The sequence below is a fragment of the Mesorhizobium sp. M1078 genome, from assembly GCF_040318615.1.
Taxonomy (GTDB): Bacteria; Pseudomonadota; Alphaproteobacteria; order Rhizobiales; family Rhizobiaceae; genus Mesorhizobium.
Map to the genome: position 1 here is coordinate 42,145 of NZ_JAMYMP010000007.1, position 13,875 is coordinate 56,019.

Annotated in this window: 15 protein-coding genes; 10 read left to right on the forward strand and 5 right to left on the reverse strand. The window is 63.4% G+C overall.

The genetic code is table 11. From position 1 onward, the window contains the following. Nucleotides 1-349 precede the first annotated feature (349 nt). Together NKH38_RS11995 and NKH38_RS12000 are read right to left on the reverse strand one after the other, a co-directional pair. Nucleotides 350-1,186: an SLC5/6 family protein gene (locus tag NKH38_RS11995; protein ID WP_352760336.1), complete on the reverse strand. Its 837-nt coding sequence runs from the start codon at nucleotides 1,184-1,186 to the stop codon at nucleotides 350-352. Nucleotides 1,187-1,442: 256 nt separating this feature from the next. Beyond that, complete coding sequence (locus tag NKH38_RS12000; RefSeq protein WP_352760338.1) at nucleotides 1,443-1,745, reverse strand: hypothetical protein; 303 nt, start codon at nucleotides 1,743-1,745, stop codon at nucleotides 1,443-1,445. 82 nt (nucleotides 1,746-1,827) lie between these two features. On the opposite strand from NKH38_RS12000, the gene NKH38_RS12005 reads away from it, so the two are divergent. The 3 genes from NKH38_RS12005 to NKH38_RS12015 all read left to right on the forward strand — a co-directional run bounded on the left by NKH38_RS12005 (nucleotide 1,828) and on the right by NKH38_RS12015 (nucleotide 3,644). Then, a complete protein-coding gene (locus tag NKH38_RS12005) occupies nucleotides 1,828-1,983 on the forward strand; it encodes a DUF1127 domain-containing protein (RefSeq protein ID WP_352760340.1) in 156 nt (51 codons plus the stop codon). Nucleotides 1,984-2,467: 484 nt separating this feature from the next. Then, on the forward strand, nucleotides 2,468-3,172 hold the full coding sequence (locus tag NKH38_RS12010) for a Crp/Fnr family transcriptional regulator (RefSeq protein ID WP_352760341.1): 705 nt from the start codon (nucleotides 2,468-2,470) through the stop codon (nucleotides 3,170-3,172). 283 nt (nucleotides 3,173-3,455) lie between these two features. Then, nucleotides 3,456-3,644 (forward strand): hypothetical protein, encoded by a 189-nt coding sequence (locus NKH38_RS12015; RefSeq protein WP_023693767.1) that lies wholly within the window; start codon nucleotides 3,456-3,458, stop codon nucleotides 3,642-3,644. 22 nt (nucleotides 3,645-3,666) lie between these two features. Here the strand turns inward: NKH38_RS12015 and NKH38_RS12020 are convergent, their stop codons facing one another. Beyond that, nucleotides 3,667-4,407, reverse strand: coding sequence for a sulfotransferase family protein (locus NKH38_RS12020; protein WP_023693766.1), 741 nt, complete (start codon nucleotides 4,405-4,407; stop codon nucleotides 3,667-3,669). Between the two features lie 267 nt (nucleotides 4,408-4,674). Here NKH38_RS12020 and NKH38_RS12025 point away from each other — a divergent pair, with 267 nt between their 5' ends. Beyond that, nucleotides 4,675-5,874, forward strand: coding sequence for an aminotransferase-like domain-containing protein (locus NKH38_RS12025; protein WP_352546142.1), 1,200 nt, complete (start codon nucleotides 4,675-4,677; stop codon nucleotides 5,872-5,874). A gap of 120 nt (nucleotides 5,875-5,994) precedes the next feature. On the opposite strand, the gene yghU is transcribed toward NKH38_RS12025, so the two are convergent. After that, nucleotides 5,995-6,864 carry a glutathione-dependent disulfide-bond oxidoreductase gene (gene yghU / locus NKH38_RS12030; RefSeq protein WP_352760346.1) on the reverse strand — a complete coding sequence of 290 codons (870 nt, stop codon included), beginning with the start codon at nucleotides 6,862-6,864 and terminating at the stop codon, nucleotides 5,995-5,997. A gap of 431 nt (nucleotides 6,865-7,295) precedes the next feature. Between yghU and NKH38_RS12035 the strand changes: the two genes are divergently transcribed. Then, nucleotides 7,296-8,207 carry a S1C family serine protease gene (locus tag NKH38_RS12035; RefSeq protein ID WP_023671416.1) on the forward strand — a complete coding sequence of 304 codons (912 nt, stop codon included), beginning with the start codon at nucleotides 7,296-7,298 and terminating at the stop codon, nucleotides 8,205-8,207. A gap of 101 nt (nucleotides 8,208-8,308) precedes the next feature. Here NKH38_RS12035 and NKH38_RS12040 read toward each other — a convergent pair whose 3' ends face one another. Then, the gene (locus NKH38_RS12040; RefSeq protein ID WP_023715162.1) at nucleotides 8,309-8,923 is read right to left on the reverse strand and encodes a hypothetical protein; all 615 of its coding nucleotides are present in this window, start codon (nucleotides 8,921-8,923) and stop codon (nucleotides 8,309-8,311) included. Nucleotides 8,924-9,094: 171 nt separating this feature from the next. Here NKH38_RS12040 and NKH38_RS12045 point away from each other — a divergent pair, with 171 nt between their 5' ends. The 5 genes from NKH38_RS12045 (at nucleotide 9,095) to NKH38_RS12065 (ending at nucleotide 13,798) form a co-directional block, all read left to right on the forward strand. Beyond that, entirely contained in the window at nucleotides 9,095-9,691 is a 597-nt protein-coding gene (locus NKH38_RS12045; protein ID WP_023693762.1) for a YdeI/OmpD-associated family protein, read from the forward strand. 241 nt (nucleotides 9,692-9,932) lie between these two features. After that, nucleotides 9,933-10,880, forward strand: a complete 948-nt coding sequence (locus tag NKH38_RS12050) for a GSU2403 family nucleotidyltransferase fold protein (RefSeq protein WP_352760351.1) — start codon at nucleotides 9,933-9,935, stop codon at nucleotides 10,878-10,880. Nucleotides 10,881-11,082: 202 nt separating this feature from the next. After that, complete coding sequence (locus NKH38_RS12055) at nucleotides 11,083-12,291, forward strand: ABC transporter substrate-binding protein (protein ID WP_352760354.1); 1,209 nt, start codon at nucleotides 11,083-11,085, stop codon at nucleotides 12,289-12,291. Between the two features lie 14 nt (nucleotides 12,292-12,305). Beyond that, nucleotides 12,306-13,097 carry an ABC transporter ATP-binding protein gene (locus tag NKH38_RS12060; RefSeq protein WP_352760356.1) on the forward strand — a complete coding sequence of 264 codons (792 nt, stop codon included), beginning with the start codon at nucleotides 12,306-12,308 and terminating at the stop codon, nucleotides 13,095-13,097. Continuing rightward, nucleotides 13,094-13,798: an ABC transporter ATP-binding protein gene (locus NKH38_RS12065; RefSeq protein WP_023697766.1), complete on the forward strand. Its 705-nt coding sequence runs from the start codon at nucleotides 13,094-13,096 to the stop codon at nucleotides 13,796-13,798. The genes NKH38_RS12060 and NKH38_RS12065 overlap by 4 nt, the downstream gene beginning before the upstream one ends. Nucleotides 13,799-13,875 lie beyond the last annotated feature (77 nt).

Below are 13,875 nucleotides of genomic sequence, written 5' to 3' on the forward strand. Positions count from 1 at the left end.
CTTCCACAAGTCGGGCAGGGTAGCTGGGCCAGGAACCCAGCGTCTCGGAAGCACGCTCTTCATCGCGAGTTCGGCGCCGATGGCGATGCGTGGTTCCGGACGTCGCGCTGCATCTGCCCAACGAGCACCTGCACCACTTCGCCGCGACTCGCTGATGGCGCTCCTTGCGCACCAAGGTTTTCAATGCGCGAGGCCGAACGGCTTCGAGAACGGGATCAGACTGCGGCCAGGCAAGGCGGGCCCGAACATTCCCGAGCTCTTCAAAAAGCTATAGCCGTACAAAGACCAAGCCGCCATTGCCGCCATGCCGCAGGCGCACCCGACTAGGCTCGCCAGCCCGCAGCCTCATTCACGGTGCCGCCGTGAACCCGCACTGCTTCTGTTCCATCTCGATCTGCTTCGTGATGCGGATGGCGTTCTGGGCGTAGGCTTCCGTTACCGAGCCGCTGTTGACGGTCTTGTCCTTCAGCGGGCTGACCGCTGCGCAGAGGTGGAAGACATGCTCGGTGTCGGACTTGGCGGCGCCGTTTTCCGGCGCGATCCAGTAGACGATATCCTGACCGTTGGGGTGTGCCGCGTCCTTCGTCGCCGCGGCCACCGTGGTGGAGTCGGTGGCGATCGCCTGCGCCTGCGCGGCGACCTCGGGCGAACAGGCCGTGGTCGGCTGCCCCGCCTTGATCTGTTCCGCGCAGGTGTTCATGTCCTGCGTGTACTGCTCGACCGACGGCGGCTGGTAGCTGACCCCGATCAGGGTCGCCAGCACGGCCAGCACCGCGCCGACGCCGCCGGCAATCTTCTTGCTCTTCGGATCCATGTTCTTGTCGTTGAGGATCAGGATAACCAGCGGCAGGAAGGCAATCAGCGTGATGATCGCGCCGAGCTGGTTCTGGACGAAGAACCTGAACGTGTCGGATTCGCGGGCCGGGTCCTTCCGGTTGGCCGCCTTCCAGAGCAGGCTGCCGACGATGGCGAAGATCGCGATGCCGACCAGGATGCCGATCAGCAGCGGCAGGTTGCCCTGGTCGAACTTGTGCTTGTAGAGCAAGACGATCCCGGCGATCTCGCCGCCAATGGCGATGACCCACGACAGCACGGCGAACAGGCGCAGCCGCGTGGCCCCGGACTTCTGGCCCTGCGTTGCCTGCCAGTCCTTGGTAACATCTACGGTCGGCTTGTTGTCGGTCATGACCAGATCCCCCGGTATCGACACTTTTGCGGGGCGGCGTCAAAGGCGCCCGGCGCAGCGTCATTGAACGAACGTCGCCTGCCCCGGCGCGAAAGCGCCACGGCAGACCCCATCCTTATTGCGCATGATGGGATTCGTCCATAGCCGAGGGGGCGGACGACGATGCCGGCGATGGCGCGGAGGAGGGCAGGGCAATCGCATAAGGGGCTGGCGCAATCCCATGCGATTGCCCGGGAAGAGGGAGTCACCCCTTGGCCTACACGAACCGGCCCAGCGCAGCCACGATCAGATCGCAAAACTTCGCATGGTCGAGCTTCACCGCCACGGTGTGACGGAAGTCGGTCTGCTCGCTCGCCGTGCCGCCGAAATGGTGCATGCCGCCCATTTTCTCGAAATTGCAGACCGTCATGCCCTTGGTCCAGCGTCCCGCAAGCTCGACGCGGATATCGGCCTTTTGGACGCGGGCAGTCTGGCGCGGCCTCCTTAGCGACTCTCCCGTTTCCTGAATTGATTTGTATACAAATGTTTCTGGGCGGCATCGGTTTGTGAAGCGCTTCACCGTTGCCGCGCAATCGATCGGTTACAGAGGCCGTGCAAGAGCGGGCCTAAGGCAGCGCTCTGCTGCTGCATGGAGGTAACCGATGTTTGAAAGTCTCAGCAGAATTCGCGCTGCCCTGGCGCGCGCCAGCAAGCACAGGAAGACCGTGCGCGCACTGAATGCGCTGCCGACGGAGATCCAGAAGGACATTGGCTGGACGGAGACGAGGTCGATCGATGAGATAAGGCTGCCGTTCTAGGGCCGCATCCAGCGTCGCTAATATATCGCTCGCCATCGATTGTTCGGAAGCGTACAGTGCAGCATCGTCGGCCACATCAATGGGCGCTGACGCTTGGGAGCGACCATCGCACTCCTGCCCCGACAGGAGGCATTGGAGCCATGGCGGAGCAACCGAGACAGTCCGGTCTGAGCGCCGAGGCGCTCGCGGCCTTGGCGCGGTAAACCGGGGCCTCCGAGCAGCAGATACAAGAGATCGCATCGCTGATCGGCAACGATCGCTCGTCCATCGTGCGCGAAGCGCGCATGGTTGCGGCTGACCGCCCGAAGCGCTGATCCAGGAAAAGCTGCTGGATTGATCCATGGGGCGTCGCCCCTGATTTGTCGGTTTTGTACGAAGTACAATGGCTGAATCCGAGTCAGCTATCGTCCAATGACCGTTTGCATTTGGGCAGGGCGCCGACGGCTGGGAGATGACATGTGCTCTTGCCCTTGGGGAGAGAGCGATGGACCAGTCGGTCAGCAAGGAGAAAAGCGGCCTCTTGCGCCGCATGAACCCGGCCGACTTCGCACTGCTTGCGCCGCATTTGCACCATCGTGTGCTCGATCTCAAAGCCCCGCTCGAAATGGCGGGCGAGCCGGTCGCCTCGGTCTGCTTCCTGGAAAGCGGCCTGGCCTCGGTGGTGGCGAGGAACCGGCCGGGCCTGGACACCGAGGTCGGCATCATCGGCCACGAAGGCATGTCGGGCTCCGCCTTGGTGATGGGCGCCGACTGGGCGCCCCATGACTGCTACATGCAGATGCCGGGCGAGGCGGTGTGCATCGGTTCCGAGCCGTTCAAGGCAGCGCTGCAGAAAAGCCCGACGCTTCGCGCCTTCCTGCTGCGCTATGCCCATTATCTGCACGGCCAGACCAAATCCACGGCGCTGAGCAATGCCCGCGCCAAGCTCGAGGATCGGCTGGCCCGATGGCTCCTGATGTGTGACGACAGGGTGGTCGGCCACCAGATCCAGATCACGCATGAGTTCCTGTCCGTCATGCTCGGCGTCAGGCGTCCGGGCGTCACCATCGGCCTACAGATCCTGGAAGGGCGCGGCCTGATCCGGTCGAGGCGCGGCGAGATCGTCATTCGCGACCGCGATGGCCTGATCGCCGTCGCCGACGGTTTCTACGGCCAGGCCGAGGCCGATTACGAACGCCTGCTGGGCTGAGCCTGGCACCGCTGGAAATGGCCGACGCGAATGCCGGTGAAAGCATGTTGCCAGAGCCGCGCCGGCCATTTGCGGCCATCTGGGGAGAGGCCGCCCGGCAAATCTAGCATCGGCGCAAAAGCGGGCAACGAACCGCAATCGCTTGGTAAAAACCGTACAATCGAATTGTGTTGAACCTTGGTTCGGCAAGAGTATGAATCCGCTGTCGTGACCATGTATATGGGACGCTGGCGCCTGAGGCTTCGACAGGCCCGCCCGCCCGATGTGAGCGGGGAAAACCGAAATGGCAGAACTGCTTTTCGATGTATCCGCCTTCGATTGCGCCATCCTGCGCGCCGCCTTCATCAAATCGGTGATGGAAGACAATGTCCCGGAAAAGTGCTGGCGCGCGCTCGCCGCCTCCCTGGTTCGCGACCTGACCGACCACGAAGACGTCGAGCCGGATCTGCTCGGCTGGATCACGCGCAAGTAGCAATATTCTGACGGTCCGGCGGCTACCCCAGCCACCACCACAGCGCCGCGATCGCCGCAAGCACCGCCGCCACCGACAGCCCCAGCATGATGTAGCTGCCCTTGATGATGTCGCGGATGATCTTCTTCACGCTTTCGCGGTCGTTGAGGTTGGGGAAGGGCTCGTTGGGCAGCGCCACGCCGAGGAAGCCGCAGAGCGGCGCCCAGCCATCGCTGACTTTGAACACCAGAAGCTTCTCCGGCGGCACGGCCGCTATCACCTCCTCGGTATAGGCGTTGTAGCGCGCCACCGCCTTGGCGCGGTCGTCCATCACGCCGGCAAGCGTGCGGCCCCAGATCAGTCTGTGCGACATGTCGCCGAATTTGCGGCCGAACGGCGTCAGCCATTCCAGCACCTTGAACTGCCACAATGTCTCGGTGAAGTGGATGGTGTCGATGGTGCTGTCGTACCAGGCCTCGGCGCCGCGCGGATGCAGGGTGAGCAGCACCTTGGCGTCGGGATAGGCGGCCATCAATTCGCGCCACACGCAGCATCCCGGATTGTCGACCGTCGCCTTGTAATTGGCAAAGACTCTGGTCCAGTCGTGCTGGCTGCCGGGCGGGCTGTTGGCCACCTTGCGCCAGAAGTCGAGATGGCCCTTGTTGGCCTTGTTGAGGATGACTTCCTGCATGTGATAGCTGGGAAGGCCCAGCCTGTTCAGCGCGGCAAAGGTCGACCATGTGCCGGTGCGGCCGAATCCGGCCCCGATGAGCTCAAGCGTCATTTTAACCCCCCTTGTTGAGACCGCTTTCTTTTTATGCCGGTCCGCTCGGAATGAGGTTGCATCCGCGCCCCTCGGCGCGCAACAATTTTCCCTGTGCAGCGGCCAAAATGTGTTTGCTTTTTCGTCTGGGCCACGCGGAATGAGGGTCTGGCTATTCCAGCGGGTGAGGGAGCCTGATAATAGGTCAGTCAGATTGACCTAAATCGCATGGCCGGAACGGTCATGCTGGACCAGATGCCGTATCCCGGGAGTGGGCTCGTGAGTTTGATGGACCTGTTGGCGTCGCGCGCCTCGCGCATGAAGGCGTCGGAAATCCGCGAGCTGCTCAAACTGCTCGACCAGCCCGACATCATCTCCTTTGCCGGCGGCATCCCCGATCCGGCTTTGTTTCCGGCGCAGGCGATCGCCGATGCTTACGCCTCGGTGCTGGGCGGCGCGGAGGCGAGCGCAGCACTTCAGTATCAGGTCTCCGAAGGCTATCTGCCGCTCAGAAAATGGCTGGCCGGCCAGATGGGCAAGCTTGGCATCGCCTGCGACGAGCACAACATCTTCATCACCTCCGGCTCGCAGCAGGCGCTGGATTATCTCGGCAAGCTGTTCCTGTCGCCGGGCGACACAGCGCTCGTGACGTGGCCGACCTATCTCGGCGCGCTCCAGGCCTTCAACGCCTATGAGCCGCGCTACGACCGGCTGACGCCGGATGGCGGCAACATGACGCCCGCCGCCTACCAGGCCGCGGCTGCCGCTGCAGGCGGCAAGGTGAAATTCGCCTATCTGGTGCCCGATTTCGCCAACCCGACCGGCGAGACGCTGAACCGCCAGCAACGCGAGGCGGTGCTTGACCTCGCCGGCGAGCTCGACATTGCCGTCATCGAGGACGCCGCGTATCGCGCGCTGCGCTATGACGGCGAGGGCCAGCCACCGATCCTGGCGCTCGACTGCGAACGCTCAGGCGGCATCGAAAATGCCCGCACGCTCTATTGCGGCTCGTTCTCAAAGATTCTGTCGCCGGGCATGCGCGTCGGCTGGGTCTGCGCGCCGCGCCGCGTCGTCGAGCGACTGGTGCTGATGAAGCAGGCGTCGGACCTGCACAGCCCGTCGATCAACCAGCTGGTGATGCACCGGGTCTCCGAGGCCGTGTATGACGGCCAGGTGGAAAAGCTGATCGGCGCCTATCGCCAGCGCCGCGACGGCTTGCTTGCAGCGCTTGAGGCGGAAATGCCGGATGGCGTCAGCTGGAGCCGACCGGAAGGCGGCATGTTCGTCTGGCTGACGTTGCCCGAAGGTGCGGACGCCACGGCACTGCTCGCCCGCTCGGTCAAGGAAGCCCGCGTGGCGTTCGTGCCGGGCAACGCATTCTACGCCGACGGTTCGGGCCGCAACACGATGCGGATGAGCTTTACGCTGGCTGATGAACGCGCGGTGGGTGAAGGCGTGCCGAGACTGGCGAAATTGATGAAGGGCTAGGCGCCCTACCTCCCCCTTGTGGGGAGGTCGACCGAAGGTCGGGTGGGGGTGCTTGGCGCCGACCCCCACCCCGATCCGCTTTGCGGATCGACCCTCCCCACAAGGGGGAGGGTAAAAAAGTCACTCCGCCACCACCAATTTATCCTGCGTCTTCGTCTCGAAATCGCTGGCGTCGTGGCGCTCGTGCAGTTGCATGGCGGGGTCGCCGAAGGCGCGGTTGACCATGCGGCCGCGTTGCACGGTCGGGCGGACGTCGATCGCCTTGGCCCAGCGTTGTACGTGCTCGTAGTCCTGCACCGACAGGAATTCGGCGGAATCATTGTACATGCGGCCGAGCGCCAGGCCGCCATACCAGGGCCATACCGCCATGTCGGCGATCGAATAGAAGGCGCCGCCGAGATATTCGGTCTCTGCCAGCCGCCGGTCGAGCACGTCGAGCTGGCGCTTGGTCTCCATGGCGAAGCGGTCGATGGCGTATTCGAACTTTTCCGGCGCATAGGCGTAGAAATGGCCGAAGCCGCCGCCGAGATAGGGCGCCGAACCCATCTGCCAGAACAGCCACGACAAGGTTTCCGCGCGCGCCGGCTGTTCGGTCGGCAGGAACTCGCCGAACTCTTCCGCGAGATAAAGCAGGATCGAACCGGACTCGAAGACGCGGACAGGCGTCTTGCCGCTGCGGTCGAGCAGCGCCGGGATCTTGGAGTTGGGGTTGACCTCGACAAACCCCGAGCCGAACTGGTCGCCATCGTTGATGCGGATCAGCCAGGCGTCGTATTCGGCGCCCTTGTGGCCGAGCGCCAGAAGCTCCTCCAGCATGACAGTCACTTTGACCCCATTCGGCGTCGCCAGCGAATAGAGCTGCAGCGGATGCTTGCCGACCGGCAGCACCTTGTCATGCGTCGGACCGGCAATAGGCCGGTTGATGCTGGCGAACGTGCCGCCATTGGCTTTCTTCCAGCTCCAGACTTTCGGCGGGGTGTATTCGGTCATGCGGGAAATTCCTTGGGTTTGGCGGGGCGAAAACGACTTGCGCGAGGGCGCGAGACTGATGGCGGAAAAGTCGGCCGAACCTAGATACGGGAACACATAGGTGCAATTCAGAAAGGTTCAACTTGTGTTGAACTATTATCGATGTCGGCGCCGCCCCTCATCGCCCTGCCGGGCACTTCTCCCCGTATAGTGACGGCGAGAAGGACGCTGTCGCCTACTGATTTCGCCAATTGCCAGCGTTGCCAAGAGCGCCGATGTTGCGGCCATCTCCCTTCTCCCCGTCGCTATACGGGGGAGAAGGTGCCGGCAGGCGGACGAGGAGCAGCGCCAGCCTCTGAAATGATTGCCTTGTTGCCTAAGCCCTTGCGCCCTGTGCAGCGCGGCATACCTATAGAGGATACTGCCCACGCATAATCTGCCAGGATGAAAGCATGCCCATCGATCCCGTTTCCCCGCTCTTGCGCTCCGTCGTTGGCGTGCGCGCCATGGTTCCCGACGATGCCTTCACGGCCAATGCCCTGGGCACGCGCCGGGAAGGCAGCGGCGTCGTTATCCGCGGCGACGGGCTGGTGCTCACCATAGGCTATCTCATCACCGAGGCCGAGGAGGTCTGGCTGACCGACCAGGACGGCCGCGTCGTGCCGGCACATGCGCTGGCCTATGACCAGGAGACAGGCTTCGGCCTGGTGCAGGCGCTGGCGCCGCTCGGCCTGCCGGCGGTGGCGCTGGGCGACGCCTCGAAGGCCAAGATCGGCGACCCCGTGGTCTTTGCCGACGGCACCGGCCGCTCGGTCAAGGCGCACATCGTCACCAAGCAGGAATTCGCCGGCTATTGGGAATATCTGCTTGACGAGGCGATCTTCATTGCCCCGGCGCATCCGTCCTGGGGCGGCGCGGCGCTCATCGGCCAGGATGGCAGCCTGCTCGGCATCGGTTCGCTGCTTTTGCAGATGAGCCGCAACGGCGAGGTCGCCGACATCAACATGGTCGTGCCGATCAACCTTCTGACCCCGATCCTCGACGATCTGCTGACGCGCGGCCAGGTGGCGAAGCCGCCGCGCCCATGGCTCGGCGCCTTCTCGGCCGAGTCGAACGGTGCGGTCGTGGTGATGAGCGTCGCCGAAGGCGGCCCCGCCGCCAAGGCCGGCCTGCGCCAGGGCGACATCATCTCCGACGTGCGCGATGGCGAGGTCGACGGTCTCGCCGATTTCTACCGCAAGCTATGGCAGAATCCGGCGGGTTCGGAGATTCCTCTCAGGGTCGTGCGTGACGGTCGTGAGACTTGGCTGCGAGTGAAATCCGCCGACCGAAACAGCTTTTTGAAGAAACCGCATCTGCAGTGAAGATCGCGGGATAAACGTGGCTGACACTGGCCGGTGCGTTGGCGGGACAGCGGCCCCCTTGCCGGCCATCTCCCCCACGAGGGGGGAGATTGGCTGCCCCCTCAATCCCCGCATACCCTAAAAGGCGTCCCCGTGTCCCACTCCGCGAAGGGCACGACCTGGCCTTCGACAGACACGATACTGTTCACCTTGCTGTCATCATCCTGCGTCTGCATACTTTTGCCCTTGCCGGTCAGCACGTCGTAGTCGCAGCTGCTGTAGACGACAACGGACTGGTATTTGTAATGGTCATAGGCAACGCCGGCGACGACGAAGGCCTCGTTGCGCCAGGCGATGGTCAGCGTCATGTCGGTCCGCTCGCCGGGGCCGATCAGCCCCGGCAGATAGATCTTGATCGAGCCGTTGGGCAGCAAGGTCAACTCCGGTTCGATGCCGGAGCCCTCATAATGCGGCTGGTCGTAGTCGTTCCATTCGCCGTAGACCTGCTCATGCACGACGCCGGCGGGTTTCAGAAAATTGTACTTTTTGTCCCTCAGGAAGAAATGCATGTCCATGGTATCGTCTTCGGGCTCGGTCTCGACGATCATCGCCAGATCGGCGGCGCCGTCCCCATTGAAGTCGCCGGTCAGCGCGGTGATGATCTTCTGGGTTTCGATGGGTTCGGCGAGCGCCGAGGCCGGCAGCAAAAGGATGAGGCCGAGTAACATCGATCGCATGGCATTTCCCCCGAATTGCAGTCTGCCTTGCCCGGCTCGACCAGCCGGGAAACTGCCATGAGCGCCGGCTTGGGCGCAAGCCGGCTCGCAATAGGCTAGGGGGTATCGACGCCGCGGACGGAAACTGGCATCGACAGCCGATACAGCCGGCCCGGCAACAACGAGGTGATGATGGCGCCGTTCAAGGTCGATCCCGACAAGGTTCATGAATTCCCCGATCCCGACAGTTTTTACGCCTGGCTGCGCGAAAATCATGCCGGCGAGAGCGAGGTCTGGATCAAGGTCCACAAGGTCGGCTCGGGCCTCGCCTCGATCACGCCGAAGCAGGCCATCGACGTGGCGCTGTGCTTCGGCTGGATCGACGCCATACGCAAGCCGCTCGACGACAAGAGCTTTCTGCAGCGCTACACGCCGCGCGGCAAGAAGAGCATCTGGAGCAAGATCAACATCGACAATGTCGCCCGCCTGGTCGAGGAGGGCCGCATGACCGAACACGGGCTGAAACAGGTCGAGGCGGCCAAGGCCGACGGCCGCTGGGACCGCGCCTATGCCTCAGGCAAGGACATGAAGATCCCTGACGATCTGCAGGCCGCCATCGACGCCGAGCCGAAGGCGAAGGAGATGCTGGCAAAGCTTTCCGCCCAGAACCGGTTCGCGCTGGCGTTTCGAACGCACAACATGAAGACGGAGGCGGGGCGCAGGAAGAAGATCGAGGCTTTTGTCGAGATGCTGAAGCGCGGCGAGACGATCTATCCGCAGAAGCGGTGAGGCGACGGCAAGCGGCTGCCATGGCGCGCGCAGCTAAAAACCGGCGTGTGAGGCTCTGGCCTCCCTTTCTCGGACATAACGTGTTGTTTTTTTTCCACTCGGCGTGTGGGTGATAGCTGCGATAGTGGAAAAAGCATAGCAACATATTGTTAATTAGCGGCGCCAACTCATAGATACGCAACAGGTCTACGAGGCCTGGCAGCGTGCTGATGACCAGCGCCAAAGGCGCTTTGCAGGCAGCATGCGCTGGGTTGAGCGCAACGGTGCTGAATACCTGCTGCGGAAGGTCCGGCAGGTCGAGAATTCACTCGGGCCGAAAAGCAGCCAGACGGAGAAGGCGTTCGCTGCGTTTTCCGAGGGCAGGGTGCAGAACAAGGATCTGCTGGCAGGTCTGGCCGATCGCCTGAACGGCCTGGCGAAAGTCAATGTGGCAATGGGGTTGGGCAGGGTACCGGCCATCGCCGCACGGATATTGCGGCGGTGCGCCGAAACAGACCTGCTGGGCAAGCAGTTGATGGTCGTCGGCACGAATGCGCTGTTCGCTTACGAGGCTCTGGCGGGCGTCCAGATCACCAGCGGTCTCACGGCAACCGGCGACATCGACCTGCTCTTCGATTCCCGACGCCGCATCAGCTTCGTGACCGGCGAGAGGGTAAGCCAGTCCGGCCTGATAGGCGTGTTGCGTAAAGTGGACAGGTCCTTCAAGCCGCTCCAGCCCCGGGCCTTCAGGGCAGCGAACCGTGATGGCTATCTGGTCGACCTGATCCGTCCGCAGGCAAGACATGTCCTCAAGGACAACGCCACTACCTCGATTACACAGCTTGCCGACGATCTCGACAGCGCACCCATGGAGGGGCTGCAATGGCTCATCAACGCCCCGAAGGTGGAGGCTGTGGCGATCGATGAGCGTGGCTATCCCGTAAGCATGCCGACGGTCGACCCTCGAATGTTCGCTCTGCACAAGGCTTGGCTGGCCACGCTGCCTGATCGGTCTGCGGTCAAGGCAATGAGAGATCGTGAACAGGCGGAAGCGGCAGCACGCATTGCCACGGGCTATCTTGCGCTTCCGCTGGACAGCGAGCATCTCAAAGGGCTTCCGGGGGCACTGCTGGACGCTGCGGCCGCAACGCTGTCCCTTCCTGGCCCGAGCGGCTTTTCCGAAGACCTTCCAATTGAGCCGGACTGGTAGCGCCCACACGCCATGCTACGAAAATAGCATTCTCCCCTTGCGAAATGTGATGCTACGGTTCCCGGCGCACCCAGGGCGGAGGGGTTGCCAAGAGGAGAAGTGGCGGGCGCTGGCCCGGATTTCAGCGAGAACCGGACGGAGCTGTTGAACCATTGCAAGGCCGCCGCGTTTTCCAGCGTCGGCCACAAGGGAGGAACCATCTGTGAAAGCATCCTATCTCGTCTCAGCCGCGCTGCTTGCGGCGACTGCGATGCCGGCGGCGGCCGGCGAAATTTCCGACGGCAAGGTCAAGATCGGCATCCTCAACGACCAGTCGGGCGTCTATGCCGATTTCGGCGGCAAATGGTCGGTCGAGGCCGCCAGGTTGGCGGTCGAGGATTTTGGCGGCAAGGTGCAGGGCGCGCCAATCGAGATCGTCAACGCCGATCACCAGAACAAGCCCGACATTGCCTCCAACATTGCGCGCCAGTGGTACGACACCGAGCAGGTCGACGCGATCATGGAACTGACGACATCCTCGGTGGCGCTCGCCGTCCAGGGGTTGTCCAAGGAAAAGAAGAAGATCGACATCGTTACCGGAGCGGCATCGGCCGACCTGACCGGCAAGCAATGCTCGCCCTACGGTTTCCACTGGGCTTACGATACCCACTCGCAGGCGGTCGGCACCGGCGGCGCGCTTGTGCAGCAGGGCGGCGACAGCTGGTATTTCATCACCGTCGACTATGCCTTCGGCTATTCGCTGAAGGAGCAGACCTCAAAGGTTGTTGGGGCAAGCGGCGGCAAAGTGCTGGGCGAGGTGCGTTACCCCTTGGGATCGACGGATTATTCCTCCTTCCTGCTGCAGGCGCAGTCCTCCGGCGCCAAGGTTATCGGCCTTGCCAATGCCGGCCTCGACACCTCCAATACCATCAAGCAGGCGGCCGAGTTCGGCATCGTCGCCGGCGGCCAGCGGCTGGCAGCACTTCTGTTCACGCTTGCCGAGGTGCACGGCCTCGGCCTGCAGGCGGCGCAGGGCGTGGTGCTCACCGAAGGGTTTTACTGGGACCGCGACGACAAGAGCCGCGACTTCGCCGGGCGCTTCTTCAAGCGCACCAACCGCATGCCCAACATGATCCAGGCCGGCACCTATTCGGCGGTGCTGCAATATCTCAAGGCCATCGACAAGGCCGGCACCGACGAAACCGAGGCGGTCGCCAAGCAACTCCATGAAATGCCCGTCGACGACATCATCAACGCCAACGGCAAGGTACAGGCCGACGGCTCGATGGTGCACGACATGTATCTCTATCAGGTCAAGAAGCCCGAGGAGTCGAAGAAGGACTGGGACTACTACACCTACCTTGCGACCATTCCGGGCGACAAGGCCTTCATCAAGGCTGAAGACAGCGGCTGCCCGCTCGTCACCAAGTGACGCTGGCGCAAGCCGTGGCCGTCCAGCCGGACGGTGCCGAAATCAAGCCGCGGGTGGTGCTCTCCGCCCGCGGCCTGCGGCGCGACTTTGCCGGTTTCGTCGCCGTCAACGATGTCGACCTCGACGTCCATCACGGCCAGATCCATGCACTGATCGGGCCGAACGGCGCCGGCAAGACGACGATCTTCAACCTCTTGACCAAGTTCCTGCAGCCGAGCAGCGGCAGGATCGAACTGTTGGGCAACGACATCACCCGCACCGCGCCGGCCAGGGTGGCGCGCATGGGTCTCGTCCGCTCGTTCCAGATATCGGCGATCTTTCCGCATCTGAGCGTGCTCGACAATGTCCGCGTCGCCTTGCAGCGGCCGAGCGGGCTCGGCTTCCAGTTCTGGCGCTCGCTGGCCGCGCTTGACCAACTGACGCCACGGGCGCGCGAACTGCTTGCCGTCGTCGGTCTCGAAGATGTCGCGCATCGTCCGGCCGGCGATCTCTCCTATGGCCGAAAGCGCGTGCTCGAGATCGCCACCACGCTGGCGCTCGACCCGAAAGTGCTGCTGCTCGACGAGCCGATGGCCGGCATGGGGCACGAGGATGTCGGCGCCATTTCCGGCATCATCCGCTCGCTGGCAACGGACCGCGCCGTGCTGATGGTCGAGCACAATCTCACCGTCGTCGCCGACCTTTGCGACTGGATCACCGTCATGCAGCGCGGCCAGGTGCTCGCCGCCGGCGACTACGCAACGGTGAGCAACGATGAGCGCGTCAGGGTCGCCTACATGGGGACCGAGCAGGGGGACCGAGCATGAGTGAGCCGCTGCTTGCCGTGCGCGATCTCCATGCCTGGTATGGCGAGGGCCATGCGCTGCATGGCGTCAACCTCGACGTTTTTCGCGGTGAGACGGTAACGCTGCTCGGCCGCAACGGCGTCGGCAAGACCACAACGCTGCGCGCCATCATGGGGCTGGTCCGCAAGCGCAGCGGCAGCGTCGCGTTCGACGGCAGCGACCTGATGCGCCTGCCGCTGCATCGTGTTGCCCATCGCGGCATCGGCTTCGTGCCGGAGGAACGCGGTATCTTCGCCACGCTCACCGTCGACGAAAACCTGATCCTGCCGCCGGTGGTGGCCAAGGGCGGTATGAGCGTCGAGGAAATCTTCGATCTCTTTCCCAACCTCAAGGAGCGCCGCAACAGCCCCGGCACCAAACTCTCCGGCGGCGAACAACAGATGCTGGCCATCGCCCGCATCCTGCGGACGGGCGTGCAGATGCTGCTGCTCGACGAGCCGACCGAGGGCCTGGCGCCGGTCATCGTCCAGCGCATCGGCGAACTGCTGGCGACCTTGAAAAAGCGCGGCATGACCATCCTGCTCGTCGAGCAGAATTTCCGCTTCGCCGCCCGCATCGCCGACCGCTTCTACCTGATGGAGCACGGCAAGGTGGTGGAGGGTTTTGCCGTAAGCGAGCTTGCCGCTCACACGCAACAGCTGCACGAGGTGTTGGGGGTATGATGACGACAGCCCACGGCAGTACCCCCACCCCGCTGCTGCGCAGCGACCCTCCCCACAAGGGGGAGGGTGGAGGGCCA

Bases quoted from the DNA above. Each gene is read 5' to 3' on its own strand.
- NKH38_RS11995 (WP_352760336.1), bottom strand. From the start codon at position 1,186: ATGACCGACAACAAGCCGACCGTAGATGTTACCAAGGACTGGCAGGCA.
- NKH38_RS12005 (WP_352760340.1), top strand. From the start codon at position 1,828: ATGTTTGAAAGTCTCAGCAGAATTCGCGCTGCCCTGGCGCGCGCCAGC.
- NKH38_RS12010 (WP_352760341.1), top strand. From the start codon at position 2,468: ATGGACCAGTCGGTCAGCAAGGAGAAAAGCGGCCTCTTGCGCCGCATG.
- NKH38_RS12015 (WP_023693767.1), top strand. From the start codon at position 3,456: ATGGCAGAACTGCTTTTCGATGTATCCGCCTTCGATTGCGCCATCCTG.
- NKH38_RS12020 (WP_023693766.1), bottom strand. From the start codon at position 4,407: ATGACGCTTGAGCTCATCGGGGCCGGATTCGGCCGCACCGGCACATGG.
- NKH38_RS12025 (WP_352546142.1), top strand. From the start codon at position 4,675: ATGGACCTGTTGGCGTCGCGCGCCTCGCGCATGAAGGCGTCGGAAATC.
- yghU (WP_352760346.1), bottom strand. From the start codon at position 6,864: ATGACCGAATACACCCCGCCGAAAGTCTGGAGCTGGAAGAAAGCCAAT.
- NKH38_RS12035 (WP_023671416.1), top strand. From the start codon at position 7,296: ATGCCCATCGATCCCGTTTCCCCGCTCTTGCGCTCCGTCGTTGGCGTG.
- NKH38_RS12040 (WP_023715162.1), bottom strand. From the start codon at position 8,923: ATGCGATCGATGTTACTCGGCCTCATCCTTTTGCTGCCGGCCTCGGCG.
- NKH38_RS12045 (WP_023693762.1), top strand. From the start codon at position 9,095: ATGGCGCCGTTCAAGGTCGATCCCGACAAGGTTCATGAATTCCCCGAT.
- NKH38_RS12050 (WP_352760351.1), top strand. From the start codon at position 9,933: ATGCGCTGGGTTGAGCGCAACGGTGCTGAATACCTGCTGCGGAAGGTC.
- NKH38_RS12065 (WP_023697766.1), top strand. From the start codon at position 13,094: ATGAGTGAGCCGCTGCTTGCCGTGCGCGATCTCCATGCCTGGTATGGC.